This window comes from Peristeroidobacter soli (assembly GCF_004138485.1).
GTDB classification, from domain to species: Bacteria; Pseudomonadota; Gammaproteobacteria; order Steroidobacterales; family Steroidobacteraceae; genus Steroidobacter; species Steroidobacter soli.
In genome coordinates this window covers 1546431-1563604 of the sequence record NZ_ML142848.1, presented here as the reverse complement: position 1 = coordinate 1563604, position 17174 = coordinate 1546431, and the positions used below count along the sequence as shown (strand labels likewise).

Genomic DNA, 17174 nt, shown 5'->3' with positions numbered 1-17174 from the left:
CATGAATAGTCAGCAGTGGATGAAACGGCTGCGGCTCGGGGCCGCGGCCGTGTTGGCCGGTCACGCCTTCTTGATCGCTTCGGCGCAGGCGAGTGAAGCGGGCGCTTCATTGGCGGCGCTGGATCGCTACATCGAGCAGGCGAGGCAAGACTGGCAAGTGCCCGGCGTCGCGGTTGGTGTGATTCGCGACGGCGAGGTCGTGTATGCCAAAGGGTTCGGTGCGCGAGAAATCGGTAAGGAACCGCGCGTCGATGCGCACACGCTGTTCCAGATCGGCTCGCTGACCAAGGCATTCACCGCCACGGCGCTCGGCATTCTGGTGGATGAGGGCAGGCTTGGCTGGGACGACCCTGTGGTCGAACATCTGCCCGCGTTTCGCGTCGCCGATCCCTGGCTGACGCAAAACATCACGGTTCGCGATCTGGTCGGTCACCGCACCGGGCTGGAGGGCGGAACGCATACCATCGTGCCCACGGATGCGCAGCGGCTGTTACGCGATGTGAGCAGGCTATCGTCGCGCATTCCGTTTCGCGACTCCGTGCTCTATAGCAACACGATGTATGACGTCGCTGGGCAAGTGGTCGCGGCGGTCTCCGGCATGAGTTGGGGTGAGTTCGTACAGCAGCGCATCCTTACTCCTCTGCAGCTGCGCGAGACCCGTGCTGACGTCGTCGCTGCAGACATCTGGAGTCGCGATCGGTTGGCGCCGTCGATGTACGGTCAGGCCCCGGCCGGGCGCGCCAGTATCGATGACGTCCCCACAGCGAACGTAGCCATGCCTCACTGGCTCACCGAACAGGGCAGTCGCCCATTGCCCTGGCAGGTGTTGTCGACCGGCGGTATCGGCGCATCGGGTTCGATGGTGTCGAACCTCCAGGACCTGCTCGAGTGGACGCGCTTCAATATGGGTAGCGGCACTGGCGCGAACGCAACGCCGTTACTACGGGCCGATACTTTGCGCGAGCTGCATACGCCGCAGATCTTCGTCCACGATGCCCCCTCCGCGTCGTTCGATATCACGTCGCGTGCGGTGAGGCTGGTCGAATCGGACAGTGAGCATGCCGTCTATCCGCCGGCCTACGCGCTGGGATGGTTCGTCAACAGCTATCGCGGTCATCGCATCATCAATCACGGCGGTGCGCTGTTGGGTGGCATGTCGCGCATCGATATCCTGCCCGAGCGGCGCATGGCGGTGGTCGTGCTGGCGAATAGCTATGGCTATGGCGGACGCGGATTATTCAACACAGCCATCGCTCTGCGCGCATTGGACGAGATGTTGGGCGCGCCGCCCCACGACTGGAGCGCGGATTTTCTGCGAACGATGCAAAGTGGTGAGCAGGCTCGGCAAGCCTCGGAGCGGCAACTGCAGCGCTCGCGCTTGCCAAAGGCGCCGCCCTCGCTGCCGATGTCTGCGTATGCGGGCGACTATCAGAACGCTGCGTTCGGCAAGATTCGTGTCGAGCGCGTGGGGAACGATCTGACGCTGCAACTGCCCGGCGTGTTCAGCTGGCGGCTGCAACACTGGCATCACGATACGTTTCGTTTGCAGGTCGCGACCAGTGGCGCCGAGTTGATGCAGTTCTTTGCGACCTTCCAAGTCGATGCGCGGGGCCGCGTCAGCTCGCTCGATCCTGGTTGGGTGCTGCTCGGCGGCGCGTTCAAGCCGGTGACGCCCTAGTGCGTTTGCTCGCAGTCGTCGGGCTGTTGCTCGCAGTCGGAGCGATGGCCGCTGAACCTGATTTCGACGTCATCATTCGCCATGGGACCGTCTACGACGGCACCGGCACGGCCGGTACGAAAGGCGACGTTGGCGTGCGCGCCGACCGTATCGTCAGCATCGGCGACCTGAGTCAGTCGACGGCGAAACTGGAAATCGATGCGGATGGCCGCGCTGTTGCGCCGGGCTTCATCAATCTGTTGAGTCAAGCCAGCTGGACCTTCCTGACCGACAGCCGGAGCGAGAGCGACATTCGTCAGGGCGTAACGCTGGAAGTGCTGGGCGAAGGCGTGACCATGGGGCCGCTCAATCCGAGCATGCGTCGGGAGACAGCGGCGGAGCTCGAGGAGCTTGACGTGCAAGCCGACTGGACCACGCAACGGCAGTACATGGAGCTGATCCAACGTCGCGGCGTCAGTCCCAACATCGCGTCGTTTGTCGGCGCAACGTCGATCCGAGTGCACGTTCTAGGGCGAGAGAATCGCCGCGCGACCGCGGCTGAGTTGCAACAAATGTGCACGCTGGTTCGCGAAGCCATGCAGGATGGCGCGTTCGGCGTCACGTCAGCCGTGCAGTACGCACCGGCTATCTACGCGGATACCGACGAGTTGGTGGCGTTGGCGTCGGAGGCAGCTCGCTTCGGTGGGAGCTACATTTCTCACATGCGCAGCGAGGGTGCGCAGTTGTTGGAAGCGGTCGATGAGGTGATCGAGATTGCCGAACGCGCCCGGCTTCCGGTCGCGATCTATCACCTCAAAGCGTTCGGTGCACCGAACTGGCCGAAGATGTCGACGGTGATCGACAGGATCACCGCCGCGCGTGCGCGCGGCCTGCAAGTGACGGCCAACATGTATCCCTACCCTGCCGCATTCACTGGATTGGATCTGACCATGCCACCGTGGGTGCAGGAGGGCGGTAACGCGGCCTGGATTGCAAGGCTGCGAGACCCGACGATTCGCGAGCGCGTCGTGCGTGAGATGGGAAGTCCGGGTCAGGGCTGGTCGAATGCGCTGCATGACGCCGGTTCGCCCGACAAGTTGCTCATCCTCGGCGCTCACCAGCCGTCCTTGCGACGGTGGCTCGGCAAGACGATTGGCGAAGTCGCTCGCGAACGGCAGGTGTCGCCCGAGCATGCCATCGTGGATCTGGTGATCGAGGAGGGCGGTCGACTGCAGGTGGCCTACTTCGCCATGTCCGAAGAGAATGTTCGGTTGCAGCTGCGCCAGCCGTGGATGAGCCTTGGCTCGGATGGCGACTCACGTGCCGCTGAAGGAGCGTCACTTCAACGCAGCGCGCACCCTCGCGACTACGGAACCTTCGCGAGAGTGCTTGGCAAGTATGTCCGCGAAGAGCGCGTACTGAGCCTGGCTGACGCCATACATAGAATGTCTGGTCTGCCGGCGATGACGCTCGGTCTGCGCGATCGCGGCACGCTGCGCGTCGGCAACTATGCGGACCTGGTCGTCTTCGATCCAGTCACAGTCGCCGACCGCGCAACGTTTCAACAACCCCACCGCTACGCTACCGGTGTGACCAGCGTGTTCGTCAACGGCGTGCAAGTCATCAGCGACGGCAACCACACGGGCGCGAAGCCCGGGCGTTTCGTGTCGTCTCAATCAAGCACGTCGCGTCGAGCCACTGGCCTGATACACGTCCGCCACTGACACGGCCCGCACGCCCGGCGGGAACAACTCGCTCAGTAGTTGGTCGCAGCGAGTTTCATCCGCAACGAGTCGACGCATCAATGCCCGCGCTTCGTCGCGAATCAGCAATCGAGTGCGCACGGCGGCATGACACCGGCCCGGTCGCAACAAGGCCTCGTCGACGTCGGAGACGTTCGGCAAGTTGGTCGTAAAAATGATCTTACGACCCTGCGCCCGAACCACGCCGTCGGCGATCGCCAGGAAGCGATGCAGATCGTGATTGCCGCTGCTGCGTGCCAACAGCAGATGATCGGCGTCTTCGATGACGAACGCGTCGTGCTGACCGGTGATGAAGTCGACGAAGATCTCGTCGCTCTCCAGCGCCTTCTTGTCGCCCGTGTACATCACCTCCGCGCTATCGCCCTTGCGCTCGGAAATTGCGCCGAGGATGGTCCGCACGAGCTTGGTCTTGCCTGTGCCGGGCGGGCCCAGCAACAACAGCACGGTTTCGTCCGCATCCAGATAGTCGCGGATGAAGGTGCGAACCGGGCGGTCGAAGACCGGGTAAGCCTCGTCATGCAAGTCGTCGTTGGCCAACTCGTCGAACGTCGTGAAGTTCAGTCCCGAGCGGCTGTCCATGAAGTTCCAGGACAGCGTGAACATGCGGTGACGCGCGAACGCCTCGCCGATGATCCGTAGCAGTCTTTCGCGTATTTCCTCGATGCGAGCGACGCTCTCGGTCCAGATGTTGAAACCGCACGACACGAACATGCCGGTCCGCCAGCCTTCGGCGCTGATGAAGATCCCCGGCCCCTCCAGCAACAGGCTGCCGGCGCCCAGGCGACAGGCGCTCAACCCCGAGTGCAGGGCGAGATCGTCGAACAGCTCCTCGAGCTTGCGTTGCGACGCGTAACGCACGTGGCGATACACCGGGTACTTCGCCGCGATGTTCTCGAGCGCACGGATGGCCCGCGCCTTGAGGATGGTTTCGGGGAACCGGTGTATCTCGTGATGAAAATTCAATCCGACCGCCAACGCGCTCTGCTCGGCCGCGCTGCTCTCGGGACTCAGCTTGTGAATGCTCATAAAGTGTTCGTAAGTTCCAAAGCCGGAAAAACAAAACCCCTGGCGGGTTTCCCAGCCAGGGGTTCGTTGGAGCCAAAGGGCTACGCACCTGACTTGCTGGAGCGGGCGCGCTCCGCAAGTCATCTCGCGAAACTAACGCTCGTGATAGTTGATATCGAGGTTGAGATTGGGCGGTGCGAACATTGACCGGCTCCTTGAGGCCGTTGTGAACTCGGGGTCGCGCATCCTACTCGCGGCCGCGCCCATGTCAACGATTTTTGCATGAATAGTGGCGAGGAGGCGAATTGCGCCGTATCTTCGCAGTGGCGACTTTACTTAGATCGGGCCCGAGCCATGAAAATCTCCACTCGCTTGAATCACCCGCCCGGCGTCAGCGTGCCCGCCGACAACCGGCCGCTGGTCGCGCCGATCTATCAATCGGTGAAATTTACCTTCGATGACGTCGCCGAGTCGGAGCGGCAGTCGCGCGGACAGCGCGAAGGGTTCCAGTACTCTCGCGTTTCCAATCCCACCTTGGAACAGCTGGGCCTGACGCTCGCTCAGCTGCAAGGGCGGGACGAGTGTTTGCTGACTGCCTCGGGCGTGGCGGCCGTCAACCTTGCGCTGCTGGCGTTGTGCAAACAGGGCGATCACGTCGTGCTGTTCGCGGAGATGTATCAACCGACGCGTTACATGATCCGTCGGTTGCTGGCGCGCTTCGGCGTCACGCACACCATGCTGTCGATCGAGGATACGGTTGGTATCGAGCAGACGCTGGCGAGCAAGCCGACGCGCCTGGTGATCTTCGAGACGCCGACCAACCCTGTGCTCAAGGTCGCGGACATCGAAGCCATCACCGCGGCGGCAAAGCGGCATGGTGCGTTGACGGTGCTGGACAATACGTTCGCCGGCTTTCACAACCACGGGCAGTTCGACATCGATGTGTTCGTGCATAGCTTGACGAAGTACGCGTCGGGGCACGGCGATGTGATGGGCGGCGCGGTCATCGCCCGTCGCGAACTCATCGATCGGATGCGCACCGATTTCATCGTGATCGGCGCGACGCTCGATCCGCACACGGCGTTCCTGATCCAGCGTGGGCTGAAGACGTACGCGCTCCGGTATGAACGTCAGTGTGCGAACGCTTTGGAGATCGCTCGCTTTTTGGAAGCGCATCCCAACGTGGAGCGTGTGACCTATCCGGGCTCGAGCTCACACCCGCAGTATCAGCTGGCGCAGCGGCAGATGCAGGATGGCGGGGCGATCGTTTCCATCGAGCTGAAAGAGGGCGGGATTGCGCCGACGGCGTTTGCGAACGCACTGAAGCTGTTTGCTATCTCCGCCAGCGTTGGCTCCACCGAGTCATTGATTCAACCGGGGCAATTGATGACCCCTCGGGATCTGAATGAAACTGAAAAGAAGTGGGCCGCGGTATCGGACCGGACGATGCGGTTGTCGATCGGAGTCGAGGATGTCGAGGATTTGATCGCGGATTTGCGGGAGGCGTTGGCGGGCTCCTGACCTGCCGATGCCGCTCCAACCGATTGATTCTGCTACGCACGAGGCTGGGGTTCGCCCGTCCCATAGCCACTTTTCGCGCACCAACGCTCTTAAGCCGTTGGATGGGTGGGTCAGCGGTGCGTCTCGATGTCAGCCAAGCGCCAACAGAACTTCGTAGCAGCGATCGCTGTACGGTACGGGCATCGCCTGCGGCGGTTCCTGTCGGCGCGTCTGCGCAATAGCGCCGATGTCCCGGACCTCGCGCAGGAGGCATCCTGCGTCTGCTACGCGTCGAGCACCACGAGGCGATTCGTAGCCCCGAAGCTTACCTTGGTGCCGGGGACGATCTGTACTTCGTGACGCAACGCTTCTGGGCGACGAATGGAGAACCGACCGAGACCGTCGTGCGGGTACTGCAAGGGGGCGAGGCGCGCGACGTGTTCAGGGTCGGCGGAATCATGCAGGACATCGCGCCGCGCGTTTCTCCCGACGGTCGATGGATGTCGTTGACTTGCGATATCGATTCGCAGATCTGGGAGGACTTCAACTCTTTGCTGCTGGTGGAACTGTCGACCGGCAAGGTGCGACGACTCACGCATGACAAGTACGTCAGTGGTCGGAGCGTACGCTGGGCGCCCGATTCACGACGACTCTATTATCTGACTCGCGACGGCGGATGGACACAAATCCAGAGCTCCGATCTCGAGGGGCGTGCCATCGCGCTGACCGACTCGCCGATGCTCAAGCGGGAGTTGCAGTTGTCGACGGACGGGCAGCGACTCGCCTATGTCGCCAGCGACGGCTTCGCACGGATCGAGCTGCACTGGCGCGCGACGCAGGCGAATCGCGATGTCCGTGTGGCGTTACTGAACGAACCGGCCACGCGCTTTCGGCTCGGTCGTTTCGAGCGCGTGAAGTTTCCAAACGGTGCAGGTCTGCAGCTGGCAGCCTGGGTGATCTATCCGCCGGACTTCGATCCCGACAGGAAATATCCGCTGTTCGTGGATGTCCACGGCGGCGGGCCGAGCAGCTTTCTGTATTTGATGGCTCCCCTCAGCGCGCTGACCGCGAAGGGCCCGTTGGAATGGCACACCTGGGCTACCAAGGGCTATATGGTATTCGTGCCGGATTACAGTTCCTCCGGAGAATATGGACCGGGGATCGCTGCCGCACGTCATCGCAACGGCGACTACGGCGGAATCGAAGCCGATACACGCGATGTCGAGGCTGGCGTCGAGTGGATATCGCAGCGGCCCTATATCGATGCCGGGCGAATCGGCGTGCTCGGGTCGAGCGCCGGTGGTGCGCGTGTCAATCTGCTTCTCACTCGAAGTACGCGATATCGTGCGGCCGCCATCCACGATCAGATCGGCTCCGGCGTCCTGCCTGATTTTCTCAACGGACTGACCGGCGCTCGCACCGGTTCGCTTGCTTCAACGGCGTATTGGGAACAGCGCGTCGGCAAACTCGCGGAGCGGCCGAAGGATTTTCTGGGCGGGTTTCTGTTCGATGGTTACAAGAGCCGGACACCGACCCTCATCATGGTCGGCGGCGATCGGAACCAAGAAGCGCTCGCGGCGGGCGATCCTACGTCGGCTGAAGCGTTGTTCTCGATACTTCGACAAAGTCACGTCCCCGCACGGATGCTCCGCTACGTGGATGACGGCCACGGATTTGAAACGCCGGCGTCGGCGACCCACGCCTTCGAGCAGGTCGATGCGTGGTTTTCGGAGCACATGGATATGGCCACGGACGCCAATGGGTCGATTCTGTTCGAAGGCGGCCGGGTCAAATCGAGATAGGGCGGCGGTCTGAGGGAAGTTGGCTTGTGAGGCCGCCGGTTGAACCCCAGGCCCTCAGGCCTACTTTGCGAGCTTGCGCATCAGTTCGACCAAGCCGATGGCGGTGACGCCGTCACTCTCCGGCCACGACTCCGTCCCGCCGTGAACGAGATAGCTTTCCTTTACTTTCAGTGCCTGGCGAGCACTATGGAAGCCGCGTGAGAGCGTTGGCGCGGATGAGCGCTTGATCTCGATCGCCATTTCCGGCTTGCCGCCTCGTTCGAACACCAGATCTATTTCTGCGCCGTCCTCGGTGCGATAGAAATATGGAGTACGTCTGTCACCCGCTGCCGCAATGAGATTCTCGATAACGAACCCCTCCCAACTCGCGCCTGCGACCGGGTGACCAAGCAGGTCCTCCCAGGTCTCGATATCCAGCAAGGCATGCGTCAGCCCGCTGTCGCGGAGGTAGACCTTGGGCGTGCGTACCAGTCGCTTGCCTACGTTGCCGGCCCACGGGCGCAGGCGGCAGACCAGAAGCAGATCGACGAGCAGATCGATGTAGCGGCTCACCGAAGGAGAGGTGACGCCGAGACTCGATGCCAGCCGCGCTTGGTTCAGCGGCGTGCCTTGCGCATGAGCAAGCATCGTCCACAGCCGCCCGATGGTTTCAGCCGGAAGACGCGGAGCGAACATCGGAACATCGCGCTCGAGATAGCTGCGGACAAAATCGCGGCGCCAGTCGAGGCTCGCTGAATCGCTGGGTGCGAGCACGCTATCCGGAAAGCCACCACGCAACCACAGTCGATCGGTGTTGCCGACCTGAGTGGGAAATTCCAGAGCATCGATCGGCCCCAGATTCACATATGCGACCCGGCCAGCCAGCGATTCTGATGCCTGGCGCATCAATTCGATGGCCGCAGAGCCGAGCAACAGGAAGTGCCCGGCGCGCTCACCTCCGGCTCGACGGTCGTCAATGATGCCTCGAAGTGTTTCGAACAATGCCGGAGCTCGGTGGATCTCGTCGATAACCACGAGTTTTCCGGCCTGTGCTCTCAGGAACGTATCCGCATCGTGCAGCCGTCGCTGATCGACGGGTCGCTCGAGATCCAAGTACACAGCCGCCGACTTCGCTTTGCGCGAAGCGATGCTGCGCGCGATTGTGGTTTTGCCCACTTGGCGCGGTCCCAGCAGCACGACACCAGGCATGTGCTTGAGCCGGTCCTCGATGTACGGGCGCAGGCGGCGACTGATCACAAATTGCAACCCCGGAAATCTAATGCAGGATTTTACAATTCCGGGGGTGTAGAAGCAATGGTAGCAGTCGGCGCCGTGGAGGTGGTTTCTTGCCTATACTCACTCCCTAGACGCCGCACTCTGCGGCGCATGCGCGCCCCAGTCGCCAATCTCCCGTGCGAGTTGCTGCTGGCGTCGATAGCCGGTCGCGTACATCAGCGCGAGTTCGAGATACTGCGTGGCGACCGCATAGTCGTCGCGTGCATATAGATAGGCCAGCGCGTAGGCGATCTCATCGTCACGAATCTTTCGATCGCGCCACGCGCGGACCAGGCCGTCACGGGCGAGGTCGTCAGGGCGTTGGGCCCAGATTGAGGCGGTGCCGGCGTATAACAGCGACTCGACGTCCTCGGGAGTTTCTTCCAGCACGCGGGCGTAGTGATAACGCGACTGTCGCGCCAGATCGGTGAACGCCTCGCAATGTCGCCGGGCAGCGACTGTCAGGCGCGCTCTTAACAATAACCAAAGGCGTCAACCGCCGGCGGCGAGCCGCGTTGTATCCCCCAGACCGCTTGATCTGGAACAACACGAGGAGCTGGCCATGCAGGTCTCGAACGTAACGATGAAACGTCGCTTCACTTTGGTGCTGATGATCGCCGGTGTCATGGGAGTCGCCAGCCTGAGTCAGGCGGAGGCCGGGGTGCGGGATCCTGGCGTCAATGCCCGGCAGCAGAATCAGCGGCAGCGGATACAGCAGGGTGTGCAGTCCGGTGAGCTGACGCGTCGGGAGACTGGCAAGCTGGCTCGTGAGCAGCGCGATGTCCGGCAGCTGGAGCGAGCTTACAAATCCGATGGTGAGCTGACGCGGGCCGAGCGGGTCGATCTGCATCAGGAACAAAATCAGGCCAGCCGTCATATCTACAACCAGAAGCACGACGCACAGGATCGCCCGCCGGCGGCAGTGCGCGATCCTGGCGTGAATCAGCGGCAGGCGAATCAGACCGGTCGGATCGTCAATGGCGTGAAGACGGGCGAGCTGACGCATGACGAGGCGCAGGAGCTGCGCGACGGCCGGCGTGAGATCCGGCAGACCGAACAGGCTTACAAGGCCGATGGCACGTTGACCCGGGACGAGCGCATCGACCTGCATCAGGACTTGAATCAGCAGAGCCACGACATCTACGACGCCAAACACAACGAACAGACACGGGACGGCCAATAGTTTTCCGACGACCCAACCTTGAACCTGACCCGCCTCCCCACGGAGGCGGGTTTTCTTTGTCCGTGAACTTCTGTCGTTCCCGCATGGCTTGAATACCGGAGACGCGGCTCCAGTATTCTGCCGCCATGGCTACACTATCCGTTCTCGACCTGTCGCCTATCCCGGCGAACAGCGACGCCGCCCAGTCCCTGCGCAATTCGCTCGATCTCGCTCAGCATGCCGAGCGCTGGGGGTACAAGAGGTTCTGGCTCGCGGAACATCACAGCATGCCTGGCATCGCCAGCGCGGCCACGGCGGTCGTGATCGGACATGTCGCGGCGGGAACATCGACCATTCGGGTCGGGGCCGGCGGCATCATGCTGCCGAATCATTCGCCGCTGACGGTCGCCGAACAATTCGGCACCTTGGAGTCGTTGTTTCCTGGCCGGATCGATCTTGGATTGGGGCGCGCGCCCGGCTCGGATCAGGCGACAGCGCGGGCGCTGCGAAGGACCCTCAATTCCGATCCGGATGCATTTCCACAGGATGTGCTGGAGCTGATGGCGTACTTCGGGCCGCTGCAGGAAGGTCAGCGGGTGCAGGCGGTGCCGGGGCAGGGATTGAATGTTCCTCTCTGGATTCTCGGTTCCAGCTTGTTTGGTGCGCAGGTGGCGGCGGCGTTGGGATTGCCGTTCGCGTTCGCCTCGCATTTCGCGCCGGGGCAGTTGATGCATGCGCTGGAGATCTATCGGGCGCGTTTCAAACCGTCGCAGTATCTGGACAAGCCTTATGCGATGGTCGGTTTCAATGTATTCGGCGCGGACACCGATGAAGAAGCCAAGGTGGTTGTGACATCGATGATGCAGGCGTTCGTGAATCTGCGTTCAGGCACGCCCAAGAAACTGCAGCCGCCGGTGCCGGGGTACTACGAGAATCTGCATCCGCACGACCGCTCGATTCTGGATGAGGTGTTATCTTGTTCGGCCATCGGCACGGTCGACACCGTGCGTCGTGAGTTGAAGGCGTTCGCCGACGTCACGGGCGCGGATGAGATCATCGTCGCATCGATGATCTACGATCACGCCGCCCGCTTGCGCTCGTATCAGATCGCGGCGGAGGCCAACGCGGGCTAGGGCTGGCCCGGGTATTTCATGGCGCCCAGCCGCGCCAGCATTTTCGACAGCTCTTCCGGGCTGATATAGAAATACTCACAAACGCGCCCCCAGAGCATGGGCGTGGGGACATTGTGGTCGCCGCGTTCCTGCTGAGTCTGGTGCAGCACGTACAGAACGATGCGCTCCTTGCGGGTCAGGCCATCGCGGACGTCGGGGATATCGTCGTAACTCATTGCTGTTTGGCGCCGGCGGGCGCAAGGTATGCGGTATCGATTCAGAGGGAAGCCGCATGGACACCGAGCCCGCGACTGCCGTCGACCCGAAGGCGTTCAGGACCTTCGAGGAATTTTATCCCTTCTACCTGTCCGAGCACAGCAACCGCGCCTGCCGCCTCCTGCATTTCATCGGCTCGACACTGGCGCTCGGTTGCCTGGTACTACTTCTGGCCACCGGCGACGGCTATTGGCTGCTAGTCGGCCTGCTATGCGGCTACGGCTTCGCCTGGGTCGGGCATTTCGCTTTCGAGAGGAACAAACCCGCCAGCTTCCAGCGGCCGCTATACAGTTTTCGCGGCGACTGGGTGATGTATCGGGATATCTGGCTGGGCAAGGTCAAGATCTGAGTGAGCGCTGGCTCGTCTTGGTCCTCAGCGCTGCGGCCTTCACGGCCTTTCTGATTCGCACGTACGAGCCGCAGCGACAGAGGTTGGTCATGGCCGCATCGATGTCGGTGTCGGTGGGGTTGGGGGAGCGCTCGAGCAGGGCAACGGCGGCAAGGATCTGGCCGCCCTGGCAGTAGCCGCATTGAGGCACGTCGGTTTCGATCCACGCCTGTTGCACGGGATGCAGATGTCGCTCATCGCCGGCCAGGCCTTCGATGGTGACGATGGACAGACCTTTCGCATCGGCCACGCGCATCACGCACGAGCGGATGGCGCTGCCGTTGGAAAGGACCGTGCAGGCACCGCACTGGCCGATGCCACAACCGAACTTCGTTCCTTTGAGTCGCAAGTCCTCTCGCAGAAACCACAGCAGCGGCATCTCGGCCTTGGCGTCGGGCGCAGTGACCGGTTGGCGATTCAGGGTGAATTCGATGGGCATGGGCGGGCTCAGATCTTGAAGCTGTCGGCGATGGGCATGCGACGCACGCGTTTGCCGCACGCGGCGAAGATGGCGTTCGCCAGCGCGGCGCCGGCGGGAGGGACGGGCGGCTCGCCGACGCCGGTGGGAGCGTAACCGCTGTCGATGATTTCAACTTCGATGGACAGCGGCGCTTCGCGCAGCCTCATCCAGCGCAACTTGCCGAAGTTGTCGTTCACGACTCGGCCTTCGCTGACGTGCACAGCGTTGAACAGTGCCGCGTTCAAACCGTCGATGAAGCCGCCTTCCATTTGCGCCCGGATGTGATTCGGGTTGATCGCGAAGCCGCAGTCGATCGCGCCCCAGGCGCGCAGGATTTTCAGTTCATCGTTGTCGCTGACACTGACTTCGAGCACGCACGCGGCATAGGTACCGAACGTGAAATGGCCACCAATTCCCAGGCCCGTGCCTTTGGGACGCGGACGTTTCCAATCGGCGAGTCGCGCGGCCGCTTCATAACAGGCAGCCATGCGGCCGGAGTGAATGCTCCTGGCCGCCCAGTTCTCGATGGGATGTTCCTGGTACGGTTGCAGCCATTGCAGACGAAACGCGAGCGGGTCTTCGCCGGCCGCGTGCGCGAGCTCGTCGAGCATGGATTCGGTGGCGAAGGCCCATTGCAACTGAGTGGGCGCGCGCCATGGCCCGCAAGGAATGTTCGATGTGGGCGGAAAGCGTTCGACGCGATAGTTCGACACGACCTTCGCGGGGAAATAGTCGCGGGCTTCGGGCCAGCCGCGGGTCTGTGCCTGGCGATGATGCCAGCCGACGATGCGCTTGTTCTTCAGCGCTGCTCGCACGCGCATGACGGCGGCGGCATCGAAGAAATCGCGTTGGATCTCGTCTTCGCGAGTCCAGGTCACTTTGACCGGGCGTTTGATCCGATGGCTCAACGTCACCGCTTCACGCAGGTAATCGAGCTCCGCGCGACGACCGAACCCGCCGCCCATACGCTTGCTGATGACTTTGACTTTCAATGCATCGAGCCCGGTGATGCTTTCGACCTCGCGCGCGACCCAATGCGGAACCTGATGGCCTGTGACAATGGTGGCGCCATCGCTGCGAATGTCAGCAATGCAGTTGTAGGGTTCCATGCACGCATGCGCGAACAGCGGCTTCTCGTACGTGTGATCGAGCACCAGATCGGCCGTGGCGAACGCGGCGTCCACGTCGCCGTCGTCGACGAGTTTCTCCGCCGTGTCGTTGCTCTGTACGAGACGATGAAACTGTTGAAGCTGCAGCGTCGAGTCGTCAGTGGCGGCGTTCTTCCATCGAGCGGCCAGTGCTTTGCGCCCTTGCATCGCCGCCCACAGGCTGTCGGCGAGCACGGCAATGCCGGCCGCCAGAACCTGCGCGTCGCCACCCGGCCAATGATCTTCGACTTTGCGCGGTAGCTCGATGAGCTGACGTACACCCGGCACGGCCAGCGCTGCATTCTTGTTGTAGCCCGCGATCTCCGCGTTGAGCGCCGGCGCTCGCTCGATGACTGCCTGCAGAGCGTTCGGATAGTCCTCGTCGATGCCGAACAGCGGGCGTCCCATCACGATGTCGCGAATATCCGCGACACCGGCATCCTTGCCCATGATGCGATAGTCGGAACGTTGTTTGAGCTCGACCTGCTCTGGGGTCACGCGGCGCTGCGCAGCCTTGCCGGCGAGCTCGCCGTAGCTGATCCGGCGGGTTCCAGCCTGGTCCATGACGAAACTGTCGCGAGTAATCAGCGTGTCCGCCGGGACCTGCCAGCGATCCGCCGCTTCTTCGATCAGCATGCGACGGACCGTCGCACCCGCGCGGCGCATGTAGTCCCAGTTATTGCGCACGGTCTGGCTGCCGCCGGCATTGGCCTGGCCGTATTGGTAAGTCACCTCGCCCTTGTCATCTCTGATCATCCGGACCGGTTCGTCCCGGGTGAGGGTCACCCGCGACCAGTCCAGGTCCATCTCGTCGGCCAGAATCATCGGGCCGGTGGTACGCATGAACTGGCCCATCTCCATGACCGGCGACATCAGCTCGGCGCTGTTGTCCGGATGCAGGGTCAGATACACGCACCAGGAAGGGGACGCCTCCACCGTTCGCGCAGCCAACGACGAACGGGGAGGCAGGGGGATCGAAATCAGCAGTGCGCCGGCGGCGGATGCCGAGGCCTTCAGGAACGTACGACGGTCCAGAGGGGGCGCGATGGACGGCGCTCGCATGGCGGCAGGGCTCTCCTTGGCTAGGAGGCCATTGCAGCGGCAAGGCCCGGGGCGGGCCAGCGAAATGTGACGGCCAGGGCCTCGATGTGACGAATGGAGGCGGGTCAGGGACGAATGGCGGCTCGTTGGGACGAACGTCCAGCGCCTTGCGAATCAATGCGTCGTGCCGGCCAGCGGTGGTGGGGCGTTATTCCGCCGGGCGATACCGTTGCAGCGCTTGTTTGTGCTTTTTGCTCATGGGCAGGAGCTGACCGCCGCGGAGTTGCACGGTGCCGTTGCCCGAGGGTTGGCTCTTGATGCGTTCGATTTCATCCCGCCGCACCAGATGGCAACGATGAATACGAATGAAATCGGTGGCGGGCAGCAGGTCCTCGACCTGCTTGAGCGTGGCACGCAGCAGATAACGATGGCCGCGCTCGACGATCTCGACGTAATTGCCGGCGGCGCTGACGCACTCGATGCGATTGATCTGGATCAAACATTGATCGCCGCCCTTGCTGACCAGCAGGGTGGCTGGCGGCTCGGCGGCGGGCGCAGCGGGTTCGATCGCCGGCGGCGGCGAAACATTCGCCGTCGCGGTCTCCGCCCGGCGCTCTCTCAGGAAGACGTGCCAGACCAGATAGACGACGCCAACCACGGCGACATAGCGGGGCAGGAAAATCATCAGGCTGGTCGACGCGTCGCGCGCGTGTGTCAGCAAATCGATGGTGACCGGCACCGCCGCGGACAGGGAGACCACCACCGCCACCAATGCGACGAACTCGACCGCGCGGTCGTGCCATTTCGTGGAGTACTTGCGCAGAGTCGCGAAGATGACCGGGGTGCTGACCAGCCACACGCCCCAGTTCTTGAAGACATAGATGAAGGAGGCGGTGAAGTTCGCCGGGACGTTGTCGACGACGGCCTGATACACCACACAGTAGCAGGACAGCAGGAGGATGAACCCGCCCCAGCAGATCAGCGAGGTCTTGAAGTCGCTACGCAGCGGCCAGGCGGCCGCACGGGGGAAATGAATGCTACTGGCCGACACGGTGAGTCTCCCGACGGATCGGAAACGACGCCGAAGTTAACACCCTGGTCCCCTGCTGTGACAACCCCATGAAGCCGGGAACCGGAAGTGATGACTTGCGCGGCCGGATTTTGTTCCCTCGGAGCGAGGGGCGCTGACCGGAGCCGGTCAGCGCCACCTGGGAACGTCGTCGAGCGCCGCTCAGCGGCTCGCGAGCTGTTCCGGGAACGGCTGACGCTGGCCGTCGATCTTGTGCACGACGCCCCGGCGCATGACAAAGCCCACGTTCTCGAGGCGAGTCACATCTTCGAGCGGGCTGGCGTTGACGGCGATGATGTCTGCATCTTTACCGGCTGCCAGCGAGCCGATGCGCGCCTCTTGGCCCAGCAGCGTGGCGGCATCGATGGTTGCGGCACGGATCGCGCTGGCGGGCGTCATGCCGGCCTGCACGAGGAGCGCGAACTCCTTGGCATTCTTGGCGTGATCGCCGACGCCCGAGTCGGTGCCGAACGCAATCTTCACACCGTCCTTGATCGCGAGCGCCGTGTTCTTTGCATGGCTCGCCACGGCTTCCTGTGCCTTTAGCAGGGTGTTCTGCGAACGGGCGCCGGCTTGCGCCTGTGCCAGCGCGGCGTGCGGGGCGACCATGGTCGGGACGAACCAGGCGCCGGTCTTCTTGAACAGTGCGTTGGTGGTCGCGTCGGTGTAGGTACCGTGCTCGATGGAGTCGACGCCGGCCTCGAGGGCCGCCTTGATGCCATTGTTACCATGCGCGTGCGCGGCCACTTTGCGACCGAACATGTGCGCGGTATCGATGATGGCTTTCATTTCGTCAGCAAACATTTGCTGATTCAAGCCACCGGCGATGTTGCTGTTCACGCCACCGGTCGCGGCGAACTTGATCACGTCCGCACCTTGAGAGATCTGCGCACGCACGGCGCGGCGACAGTCGTCTGCACCATTGCAGGTGTTGTTGGCGTGCTCGTGCACCATTTCGGCGATGTCGCGATTGGTGTTGTTGGAGCCGTCGCCGTGACCGCTGGTGATGGAGATGCTGCGTCCCGCGACGTACAGCGTCGGGCCGACCAGCATGCCGCTGTTGATGCCATCGCGCAGCGCCGTGACGCTGTGAACGTCGGAGCCGAGATCGCGCAACGTCGTGAAGCCGGCTTCGAGCGTGCGGCGTGCGTTGTCGATGCCGATCACAAAGTTGTCTTCGACGTCGCGATTGTTCTGCTCGATGCGGGCGCGCAGCTTGTTATCGTCGTTGAAGATGTGAACGTGCATGTCGATCAGGCCGGGCAGCACGAACTGCTTGCTCAGATCGACCAGCTTCGCACCGCCTTCCGGCGCGACGAAACCGTCGCGGATCGCTTCGATCTTGCCATCGCGCACGATCAGCGTCGAATTGCCGCGCGGCCTGGCGCCGGGATTGTCGAGCAGCGTGCCGGCGTGGATATAAACGACTTTGCTGACGGGCGTGGGGGCCTGCGCCGTGCTCGACACGGAGCTCAGCAGGGCGAGCACACCAGCCAGGAGCAGAGAAGAACGAGGCAGAAGCGATCGCTGCATATTT

15 protein-coding genes are annotated in these 17174 nt (G+C 62.7%); 7 read left to right on the top strand and 8 right to left on the bottom strand.

Annotated features, from left to right (window positions below; translation table 11 throughout):
* Position 1: 1 nt before the first annotated feature.
* Positions 2-1678, top strand: a complete 1677-nt coding sequence (locus EKO19_RS06570; RefSeq protein WP_129775547.1) for a serine hydrolase — start codon at positions 2-4, stop codon at positions 1676-1678.
* A gap of 44 nt (positions 1679-1722) precedes the next feature.
* Complete coding sequence (locus EKO19_RS06565) at positions 1723-3381, top strand: N-acyl-D-amino-acid deacylase family protein (RefSeq protein ID WP_129775546.1); 1659 nt, start codon at positions 1723-1725, stop codon at positions 3379-3381.
* On the opposite strand, the gene EKO19_RS06560 is transcribed toward EKO19_RS06565, so the two are convergent.
* Positions 3334-4446, bottom strand: coding sequence for an AAA family ATPase (locus tag EKO19_RS06560; RefSeq protein WP_157995140.1), 1113 nt, complete (start codon positions 4444-4446; stop codon positions 3334-3336). The two genes, EKO19_RS06565 and EKO19_RS06560, sit on opposite strands and share 48 nt — an antisense overlap.
* Before the next feature lie 333 nt (positions 4447-4779).
* Here EKO19_RS06560 and EKO19_RS06555 point away from each other — a divergent pair, with 333 nt between their 5' ends.
* Both EKO19_RS06555 and EKO19_RS06550 read left to right on the top strand, forming a co-directional pair.
* Positions 4780-5946, top strand: a complete 1167-nt coding sequence (locus tag EKO19_RS06555; protein WP_157995139.1) for a trans-sulfuration enzyme family protein — start codon at positions 4780-4782, stop codon at positions 5944-5946.
* Positions 5947-6281: 335 nt separating this feature from the next.
* Complete coding sequence (locus tag EKO19_RS06550; RefSeq protein ID WP_129775543.1) at positions 6282-7727, top strand: prolyl oligopeptidase family serine peptidase; 1446 nt, start codon at positions 6282-6284, stop codon at positions 7725-7727.
* Between the two features lie 60 nt (positions 7728-7787).
* On the opposite strand, the gene EKO19_RS06545 is transcribed toward EKO19_RS06550, so the two are convergent.
* On the bottom strand, positions 7788-8963 hold the full coding sequence (locus EKO19_RS06545; RefSeq protein ID WP_217705147.1) for an ATP-binding protein: 1176 nt from the start codon (positions 8961-8963) through the stop codon (positions 7788-7790).
* Between the two features lie 99 nt (positions 8964-9062).
* Positions 9063-9461: a hypothetical protein gene (locus EKO19_RS06540; protein ID WP_129775542.1), complete on the bottom strand. Its 399-nt coding sequence runs from the start codon at positions 9459-9461 to the stop codon at positions 9063-9065.
* 82 nt (positions 9462-9543) lie between these two features.
* Here EKO19_RS06540 and EKO19_RS06535 point away from each other — a divergent pair, with 82 nt between their 5' ends.
* Positions 9544-10164 carry a hypothetical protein gene (locus tag EKO19_RS06535; protein ID WP_129775541.1) on the top strand — a complete coding sequence of 207 codons (621 nt, stop codon included), beginning with the start codon at positions 9544-9546 and terminating at the stop codon, positions 10162-10164.
* A gap of 125 nt (positions 10165-10289) precedes the next feature.
* A complete protein-coding gene (locus tag EKO19_RS06530) occupies positions 10290-11276 on the top strand; it encodes an LLM class flavin-dependent oxidoreductase (protein ID WP_129775540.1) in 987 nt (328 codons plus the stop codon).
* Here the strand turns inward: EKO19_RS06530 and EKO19_RS06525 are convergent.
* Complete coding sequence (locus tag EKO19_RS06525; protein ID WP_129775539.1) at positions 11273-11491, bottom strand: hypothetical protein; 219 nt, start codon at positions 11489-11491, stop codon at positions 11273-11275. The two genes, EKO19_RS06530 and EKO19_RS06525, sit on opposite strands and share 4 nt — an antisense overlap.
* Positions 11492-11547: 56 nt before the next feature.
* Between EKO19_RS06525 and EKO19_RS06520 the strand changes: the two genes are divergently transcribed.
* On the top strand, positions 11548-11880 hold the full coding sequence (locus tag EKO19_RS06520) for an Mpo1-like protein (RefSeq protein ID WP_129775538.1): 333 nt from the start codon (positions 11548-11550) through the stop codon (positions 11878-11880).
* On the opposite strand, the gene EKO19_RS06515 is transcribed toward EKO19_RS06520, so the two are convergent.
* From EKO19_RS06515 to EKO19_RS06500, 4 genes are all read right to left on the bottom strand, one after another.
* Positions 11870-12358 carry a (2Fe-2S)-binding protein gene (locus EKO19_RS06515; protein ID WP_129775537.1) on the bottom strand — a complete coding sequence of 163 codons (489 nt, stop codon included), beginning with the start codon at positions 12356-12358 and terminating at the stop codon, positions 11870-11872. The two genes, EKO19_RS06520 and EKO19_RS06515, sit on opposite strands and share 11 nt — an antisense overlap.
* An 8-nt stretch (positions 12359-12366) precedes the next feature.
* Entirely contained in the window at positions 12367-14589 is a 2223-nt protein-coding gene (locus EKO19_RS06510) for a xanthine dehydrogenase family protein molybdopterin-binding subunit (protein ID WP_129775536.1), read from the bottom strand.
* A 187-nt stretch (positions 14590-14776) separates the two neighbouring features.
* Positions 14777-15619: a LytR/AlgR family response regulator transcription factor gene (locus tag EKO19_RS06505; protein ID WP_129775535.1), complete on the bottom strand. Its 843-nt coding sequence runs from the start codon at positions 15617-15619 to the stop codon at positions 14777-14779.
* Positions 15620-15799: 180 nt separating this feature from the next.
* A complete protein-coding gene (locus EKO19_RS06500) occupies positions 15800-17170 on the bottom strand; it encodes a metal-dependent hydrolase family protein (protein WP_129775534.1) in 1371 nt (456 codons plus the stop codon).
* Positions 17171-17174: the final 4 nt, after the last annotated feature.

Excerpts from the sequence above, each read along its gene's own strand:
- EKO19_RS06530 (WP_129775540.1), top strand. The coding sequence starts at position 10,290 with ATGGCTACACTATCCGTTCTCGACCTGTCGCCTATCCCGGCGAACAGC.
- EKO19_RS06560 (WP_157995140.1), bottom strand. The coding sequence starts at position 4,446 with ATGAGCATTCACAAGCTGAGTCCCGAGAGCAGCGCGGCCGAGCAGAGC.
- EKO19_RS06570 (WP_129775547.1), top strand. The coding sequence starts at position 2 with ATGAATAGTCAGCAGTGGATGAAACGGCTGCGGCTCGGGGCCGCGGCC.
- EKO19_RS06525 (WP_129775539.1), bottom strand. The coding sequence starts at position 11,491 with ATGAGTTACGACGATATCCCCGACGTCCGCGATGGCCTGACCCGCAAG.
- EKO19_RS06555 (WP_157995139.1), top strand. The coding sequence starts at position 4,780 with ATGAAAATCTCCACTCGCTTGAATCACCCGCCCGGCGTCAGCGTGCCC.
- EKO19_RS06520 (WP_129775538.1), top strand. The coding sequence starts at position 11,548 with ATGGACACCGAGCCCGCGACTGCCGTCGACCCGAAGGCGTTCAGGACC.
- EKO19_RS06510 (WP_129775536.1), bottom strand. The coding sequence starts at position 14,589 with ATGCGAGCGCCGTCCATCGCGCCCCCTCTGGACCGTCGTACGTTCCTG.
- EKO19_RS06565 (WP_129775546.1), top strand. The coding sequence starts at position 1,723 with ATGGCCGCTGAACCTGATTTCGACGTCATCATTCGCCATGGGACCGTC.
- EKO19_RS06535 (WP_129775541.1), top strand. The coding sequence starts at position 9,544 with ATGCAGGTCTCGAACGTAACGATGAAACGTCGCTTCACTTTGGTGCTG.
- EKO19_RS06515 (WP_129775537.1), bottom strand. The coding sequence starts at position 12,358 with ATGCCCATCGAATTCACCCTGAATCGCCAACCGGTCACTGCGCCCGAC.
- EKO19_RS06500 (WP_129775534.1), bottom strand. The coding sequence starts at position 17,170 with ATGCAGCGATCGCTTCTGCCTCGTTCTTCTCTGCTCCTGGCTGGTGTG.